Consider the following 7180-nt stretch of genomic DNA (forward strand, 5'->3'; position numbering starts at 1 on the left):
TCCCTGCGCTATACAAAATCTGCCCATGCCATGCGCAATGGTGCAGGTGAGGGCATGGGGCCGGTGGTGGTCTGGAATTCTACCAAGACCTGCAACCTGAAATGCCGCCATTGCTATATGAGCTCGGACAGCAAAAAATATCGGAACGAGCTGACCACGGAGGAAGCAAAGGCCTTTATTGATGACCTGGCGGATTTCCATGTGCCGGTGCTGCTGTTTTCCGGCGGTGAGCCGCTGATTCGCCCTGATTTCTTCGAGCTGGCTGAGTATGCTCAGAAAAAAGGCGTGCGCCCTACCCTGTCCACCAACGGCACATTGATTACCCGTGAGGTGGCCGCCCGCATCAAGGACATTGGCGTAGGATATGTGGGTATCTCTTTGGATGGCCTGCAGGACGTCAATGACAGGTTCCGGGGCGTGGAAGGGGCCTTTGAGAAGGCCATGGCAGGCATTCAGAACTGCGTGGCCGTCGGGCAGAGGGTAGGACTGCGGTTCACCATCAATCATCACAATATTCAGGAGCTGGATAATATCTTTGATTTTATCGAGCGGGAAAATATCAACCGGGTCTGCTTCTATCATCTGGTCTACTCCGGCAGGGGCAGTGCCATGCAGAATCAGGATGTGACGGCGGAGGAATCCCGCCGCGCCATGGATACCATTATCCGCCGCACGAAGGATTTTGAGGACAGGGGTCTGGAAAAGGAAATCCTGACGGTGGACAATCACTGCGACGGGGTGTATATGTACCTGAAGGCTGTGGCAGAGGGCAACGATGCCCAGGCGGAGCAGATAAGGAGGTATATTGCCATGAATGGCGGCAACCGCTCCGGCATTGCCTTTGGGGAGGTGGACCCCTTCGGCTATGTGCATCCTGACCAGTTTACCCAGCACCACACCTTTGGCAACGTGCGGGAGAGGAAGTTCAGCGAGATTTGGCAGGATACGTCCCATCCGATTATGGCAGGCCTGAAGGACAGGAAGCCTCTTTTGAAAGGGCGCTGTGCAAAATGCAGATTCCTTGACAACTGCAACGGCAATTTCCGCACGCGGGCCGAGGCCGTGACAGGTGATTTCTGGGCGTCTGACCCTTCCTGCTATCTGACAGATGAGGAAATCGGCATTACGGGAGGTAGCAACTGATGATTGTTTCTTGGAATACCACCAACGCCTGCAATATGTATTGTGACCACTGCTATCGCGATGCGGGCTGTAAGGCGGAGGAAGAGCTGTCCACGGCGGAGGCAAGGACGCTTTTGGAGCAGATTGCCAGGGCGGGCTTCAAGATTATGATTTTTTCCGGCGGGGAGCCTCTGATGCGGCCTGATATTGTGGAGCTGGTGGCCTATGCTTCCAGCCTGGGCCTGCGGCCGGTCTTTGGCACCAACGGTACCCTGATTACCCTTGAGATGGCACAGAGGCTGAAGGCCGCCGGTGCCATGGGCATGGGGATTTCCCTCGACTCCATGGACAGGGAAAAGCACAACAGGTTCCGCAAGTTTCCTGGGGCCTGGGAGGGGGCTGTGCAGGGCATGCGCAACTGCCGGGCGGCAGGCCTGCCCTTCCAGATTCATACCACGGTTATGGAGTGGAACAATCACGAGCTGGAGGCTCTGACAGACTTTGCCGTGGCAGAGGGGGCGGTTGCCCATCATTTCTTCTTCCTTGTGCCTACGGGCAGGGCAAAGACCATCGAGGCGGAGTCCCTACGGGCGGAGGCCTACGAGGACACCCTGACGCGGATTATGAAGAAACAGCAGGAGGTGGCTATCGAGCTGAAGCCTACCTGTGCGCCGCAGTTTTTGCGGATTGCCGCCCAGATGGGCATAAAAACCCGCTTCCGCAGAGGTTGTCTGGCGGGAACGGCTTATTGTATAATTAGTCCGAGGGGCAAGGTACAGCCTTGCGCTTATCTCAACATGGAGCTGGGGGACGTCCGCAAAACTCCTTTCGATGAGATATGGAAAAACAGCGAGGTGCTGAACAGGTTGCGAACTCTGGAATATTCCGGCGGCTGTGGCAGCTGCCAGTACAAGAGGGCCTGCGGCGGCTGCCGGGCCAGGGCGGCGTATTACCATGAGGGGGACTATATGGCAGAGGAGCCGTGGTGTTTGTACCACGGGCGAAAAGGACAATGACATATCCGCGCTCTGCATATAAATGTACTCATGAAAGCACGCTCTCGCCAAGTAATGAGGCGCAACGAGGGTTTTCTTTGAGTACATTCCATATTGCAGGGCGCAGTTCGTGGAAATATTTTCTTCGTTATTCATTTGTGTTGACTTGTAGGGGTGTTTGTATGATTAAGGTGATTTTTTCGGACATGGATGGTACACTGCTGGATGAGAACAGCCAGCTGCCGGCAGAATTTGATGAGGTCATGGCGGAGCTGAAAAAGCGCAATGTGATTTTTGCTCCTACCAGCGGGCGTCAGTATTTTGCCCTGATGTATCAGATGGGCAAGTATGAGAAGGATTTCCTCTTTTTGGCGGAGAATGGCGCTTTTTCCTGCTATCGGGGCGAGGAAATGTTTTCCAGCGTCATTGACAAGCGGGAATACATGAAGGTGCTGGACAAGGCGCTGTCCCTGGGGAATGTCTATCCCGTAGTAAGCGGCAAGAAAAAGGGCTATATCCTGCGCCAGTGGGAGCCTTACATCGGGGAGCTGACGAAATACTACACCCAGGCCGAGTATGTGGACAGCTTTGAGAACATTGACGATGATTTTATCAAGCTGGCCCTTGCCGACAACGAGGAAGAGGATTCCGTAAAAAATATCTGGGAGCCTATGTCCGGGGTGGACACCTATCTGCACCGCACCCTCAGCAGCAATGTGTGGGTTGATTATCTGAATCCGGAGGCCAACAAGGGCTGGGCTGTCCGCAAGGTACAGGAGAAGTTCGGCTTCAAGCCGGAGGAATGTGCGGCCTTTGGCGACTATATGAACGATTATGAGATGATGCAGGAGGTATACTATGGCTATGCCATGGCCAATGCGCATCCTGACCTGAAAAAGGTGGCACGGTTCCAGTGCAAGAGCAACGCGGAGCATGGCGTAATGGAGCAGATTAAGGAGTTCATTCGTCAGGGACTGATTTAAGGGGGCGCGCCCTCCGGGCGGTGGATGGGCACAGGGGATGTGCCTGATTTGAAGAAGAAGGTTTGAGAATGAAATACGATTATCACATGCATTTTGAGTATGGCGACTATGATACGGACTGGGTGAAGGGCTTCTTTGAGGCGGCCGCGGCCAGGGGGCTGGATGAAATCGGCATTTCCGAGCATACCCATACATTTCCGGAGTTTGAGCAGCTCTATTATGATGATCTGATACTGGATGATTCCTTTGTGGGCAGCTTTCAGAAGCAGTGGCTGAAAAAGAACAAGTTCAAGCATACGCTGGATGATTATTTTGCCTTTATGGCAAAGCTCAGGAGCCTGGGCTACAAGGTCAGGACGGGCATCGAGGTCTGCAATTTTCAGAATCAGGACAAGGTGCGGGAGATTCTGTCCGGCTATGATTTTGATTATGTCATCGGGTCCATTCACTTTATCAGGGGCTGGGCGTATGATTCCGTTGAAATCAAGGATGAGTGGAGCAGGCATTCCCTGCGCGATATCTATGAGTGGTACACCCAGGAGATAGAGCAGCTTTGCGCCGGCGGGCTGTACGACGTGCTGGGGCATCCTTTCAACCTGCGCCTGTACAAATTCCTGCCGGACTTCGATGTGACCCCTTATCTGGTCAGGGCGGCGGAGGCCCTGAAGCGGGCGGATATGGGCATTGATGTGAATACAGGGACCCTGTACCGCTATCCGATTGCCGAGATTTCCCCGTATCCTGATTTTATGAGGATTGCGGCGGAGTACAAGCTGCCGGTTATCACCTCGTCGGATTCCCACAAGCCGGAGGACTGCGGCAGTTATATTGACGAGGCTATCGCCTACGTGAAGCAGTTCGGGTATACCGAGGGCATGACCTTCGACCACAGAAAGAGGACGATGGTTCCCCTGGGCTGATTGACAGGGATGCCGGAATTGATGTATTAGGTTGTGCTGGAAGGGCGGTACTGTGTATGAAGCTGGATTTTTCGGGCCTGCCGGGCTTTGATCAGGCGGCAAAATGGATGAACGATGTGCTGAAGGGGGACGCCGGCAGTTATTCGCTGATACTGGACTGGGCGTACAAAATGGCGGCCAATGCGGATTTGCCGGGGCTGGACAGCGCGGAGGAACTGGCCGGTACATATCTGGCCAAGGGCGGGACGCTGGCAGAGCGGGCTGACAAGCTGGTGAAGGATTATCAGGTAAAGACAGGCCTGCTGGGAGCCGCTACAGGTGCAGGCGGCCTGATGACCCTGCCGATAAATCTCGTCAGCAGTACCCTGCTGCAGATGCGCATGGCGGCCGCTATCGCCCTGATGGGCGGCTGGAAGCTGGAGGATGAGAAGGTAAAGAAGGCGCTGATGCTGTGTGCGCTGGGCTCCAAGGTGGTCAACAAGCTGACCTCCGCCGTGCTGGAAAAAGCGGCGCAGAAGGCGGCAGTGAATCTGACCGGCAAGGTAGTGGGGAAGAGCGTGCCGCTGATGGGCATGGTGTTGAGCGGAGCCATTGATGCGGCTACCACCAGAACCATCGGCAAGGCGGCAAAGCAGTGGTTTATCACTGATGTGCCGGAGGTGCTGACTGTGGATGCGGAATTTGTGGAGGAGCATTGAAAAAGGTCTTGCTGGTGGCGCTGAACGCCAAATATACCCATACCTGCCTGGCAATCAGGTATGTGCGGGAAAGCTGCTGCAGGGAAGGAATATGTGAGCCGGAGCTTCTGGAGCTGACGATAAATAACTATCTGCCTGAGATATTGGGGCGGATTTATGAAGCAAGGCCGGATATCATCGGCTTTGCCTGCTATATCTGGAATATTCAGCTGATAAAGGCACTGCTGCCCCAGGTGCGCAGGGTGCTGCCGGAGGCGGTGCTGATTTGCGGCGGCCCCGAAGTATCCTATGGGACGGAGGAATTTCTGCGTCAGGTGCCCGCGGTGGATTATGTCATCCGCGGCGAGGGAGAAAAGGCGCTGGCTTCCCTTCTGGGACGGCTGCTGGCAGGGGACGATGCGACCAGCGGCATAACGGGCGTTGCCAGCATCAGGTCCGGCAGGTTTATGGATAATGGCGTGGCGGAGATAGCGGATGCGGCAGAGCTGCCCTTTGCCTATCGCGACTGTGAAATGCAGGCGCTGGGCGAGCGGATTCTGTATTATGAAACCAGCCGGGGCTGTCCCTTTTCCTGCGCCTATTGCCTGTCCTGCGCCAGCCGGGGCGTGAGATACCGCCCTCTGGAATTGGTCAGGCAGGAGCTGGCGTTCTTTGTCCGTCACAATGTCCGTCAGGTGAAATTCGTGGACAGGACATTTAACGCTGACAAGAAGCACTTTATGCCTGTTTTGCAGTTTATTCGTGATCTGCCGCCGGATTGTCGCACCAATTTCCATTTCGAGGTGGCGGCGGATTATCTGGATGCTGAGGCAATTGCGCTTCTGCAGGCCATGCCGCGGCATCGGGTACAGCTGGAAATCGGCATTCAGTCCGTCAATCCGCAGGTGTTGCGTCAGGTTCAGCGGGCAAATAACTGGGAGCGGCTGGCTGATAATATTTGCCGGCTTTTGAAGAACCGCAATATGCACATCCATACGGATTTGATTATCGGCCTGCCGGGCGAGGATATGGCCTCCTTTGCCAATTCCTTTAATGCGGTTTATGCCCTTGATACGGATATGCTGCAGCTGGGCTTTTTGAAATTCCTGAAAGGCTCGGCAATGATGGAGCTGGTGGAAGCATACGGCTATCAATATATGGACATCGGCCCCTATGAGGTGTTGTCCAATGACAGCCTGACCTATGGGGAGATTCACTGGCTGCATATTTTTGAGGCCGTGTTTGAGCTGTATCATAACGCCGGCAGATGCCGCCGTGCCTGCAATTATTTTATTGCCTGCGGCGAAAATGGCGATGCCTTCAGTTTTTATCGGAAGCTGGCAGATTTCTGGCAGGAGCGGCAGTACCATCATCAGGGGCACAGCGTCAAAGCGCTGTATGAGATAATGGGCCGTTTTCTGCGTACCGCTTATGGCAGCCAGGCTGGCAGGGAAACGGCGGACGAGCTGATAGACAGCCTTTTGCGCTTTGATGTACTGCTGGCGGAAAAAGGACAGCTGAGGCCGCAGGAGCTGGCGTGGAACGGCGAAGCCTTCAAGCGGCAGATAGCTGATTTTTGGCAAAATAAAACACCGGTTAATGCCGCAAATGCGATAGAGGGCTTTCAGTTCACCAACTGGCGCGACATAAGGCACAATTATCACATTGAGGCTTTTTATTATCCGGTGCATGAGTGGCAGGCAGGGCAAAGACTGCCAAAAACAGGGAAGCCTGTTTTTATTTTATTTGATTTTACAAAGGCCGAAGCCGGCTATCAGCTATTGCAGATATAACCGGCCAGCCCAATAGCAATCCCGTCCGGGTGTCATGGCAAGGGTTTTTAGTGCCGCGGCATTACAGGCGGGATTTTCATTTCTATGGATTGACGGACAATGAGGTTTTCGCTCATGTCTTTGGAGGAATGCTGTCCCCAGATTTTTTGCAGGGTGGTTACAAAGGCTCCCGGTGTCATGGAGGATTCCAGCTGTGCCTTTACGGATTTGTGCAGCTGGCTGAAAAATTCCTCTGAAAGCTCGACTGTGCGCTGTGCCAGCAAAATCTGCAGGTTGGTATCCACCAGATACATGTGCAGTACAGGCTCCTGCAAATCTTCCAGAATAGGCTTCAATCCCGGCGGCAGCAGCTGGACGCCCAATGGGCAATCCCCCCAGCCATCCTTGAAGATGCCGTCAATTTTGTACAGAAGGAACAGTATGCCATCCTGCTCATACAGTCCCAGTTCCAGCTTGCCGGTGCGGAATGCCTCCGTGGCAATCACGTCGGTCTTGCTCAGCTGCAGGATGAACATGCAGCCGTTGGCATCTATCTGAAAAAGTCCCCCGTCCCCCTGATTTTTGATAGGCAGGGGAAACTTTTCACCCACCTGAAAATTTGTGTATTCCATGCAAATTACCTCCATCAAGTAATGTGTTTATATTGTTACGGTTCATTCCATCAACAGGGGTATTTTAGCACAAAAGTTA

Annotated in this window: 7 protein-coding genes; 6 read left to right on the forward strand and 1 reads right to left on the reverse strand. The window is 54.0% G+C overall.

Annotated features, from left to right (window positions below; all coding sequences use genetic code 11):
- From nirJ1 to ACI3UA_RS01295, 6 genes are all read left to right on the forward strand, one after another.
- Positions 1-1143 (forward strand): putative heme d1 biosynthesis radical SAM protein NirJ1 (nirJ1, locus tag ACI3UA_RS01270; RefSeq protein ID WP_439723023.1); only part of this gene is annotated, 1143 nt, incomplete at its 5' end.
- Positions 1143-2138, forward strand: a complete 996-nt coding sequence (gene nirJ2 / locus ACI3UA_RS01275; protein ID WP_439723024.1) for a putative heme d1 biosynthesis radical SAM protein NirJ2 — start codon at positions 1143-1145, stop codon at positions 2136-2138. The genes nirJ1 and nirJ2, both read left to right, overlap by 1 nt.
- A 161-nt stretch (positions 2139-2299) precedes the next feature.
- Complete coding sequence (locus tag ACI3UA_RS01280) at positions 2300-3100, forward strand: HAD family hydrolase (RefSeq protein ID WP_439723025.1); 801 nt, start codon at positions 2300-2302, stop codon at positions 3098-3100.
- 68 nt (positions 3101-3168) lie between these two features.
- A complete protein-coding gene (locus tag ACI3UA_RS01285; RefSeq protein ID WP_439723026.1) occupies positions 3169-4020 on the forward strand; it encodes a histidinol-phosphatase in 852 nt (283 codons plus the stop codon).
- A gap of 56 nt (positions 4021-4076) precedes the next feature.
- A complete protein-coding gene (locus tag ACI3UA_RS01290; RefSeq protein WP_439723027.1) occupies positions 4077-4718 on the forward strand; it encodes a hypothetical protein in 642 nt (213 codons plus the stop codon).
- Positions 4715-6490 carry a DUF4080 domain-containing protein gene (locus ACI3UA_RS01295; RefSeq protein WP_439723028.1) on the forward strand — a complete coding sequence of 592 codons (1776 nt, stop codon included), beginning with the start codon at positions 4715-4717 and terminating at the stop codon, positions 6488-6490. Before ACI3UA_RS01290 ends, ACI3UA_RS01295 begins: the two co-directional genes overlap by 4 nt.
- Before the next feature lie 47 nt (positions 6491-6537).
- Here the strand turns inward: ACI3UA_RS01295 and ACI3UA_RS01300 are convergent, their stop codons facing one another.
- Positions 6538-7101, reverse strand: a complete 564-nt coding sequence (locus ACI3UA_RS01300; RefSeq protein ID WP_439723029.1) for a hypothetical protein — start codon at positions 7099-7101, stop codon at positions 6538-6540.
- Positions 7102-7180 lie beyond the last annotated feature (79 nt).

The sequence above is a fragment of the Anaerovibrio sp. genome, from assembly GCF_051866355.1.
Lineage (GTDB): Bacteria > Bacillota > Negativicutes > Selenomonadales > Selenomonadaceae > Anaerovibrio.

Bases quoted from the DNA above. Each gene is read 5' to 3' on its own strand.
- nirJ2 (WP_439723024.1), top strand. From the start codon at position 1,143: ATGATTGTTTCTTGGAATACCACCAACGCCTGCAATATGTATTGTGAC.
- ACI3UA_RS01280 (WP_439723025.1), top strand. From the start codon at position 2,300: ATGATTAAGGTGATTTTTTCGGACATGGATGGTACACTGCTGGATGAG.
- ACI3UA_RS01285 (WP_439723026.1), top strand. From the start codon at position 3,169: ATGAAATACGATTATCACATGCATTTTGAGTATGGCGACTATGATACG.
- ACI3UA_RS01290 (WP_439723027.1), top strand. From the start codon at position 4,077: ATGAAGCTGGATTTTTCGGGCCTGCCGGGCTTTGATCAGGCGGCAAAA.
- ACI3UA_RS01300 (WP_439723029.1), bottom strand. From the start codon at position 7,101: ATGGAATACACAAATTTTCAGGTGGGTGAAAAGTTTCCCCTGCCTATC.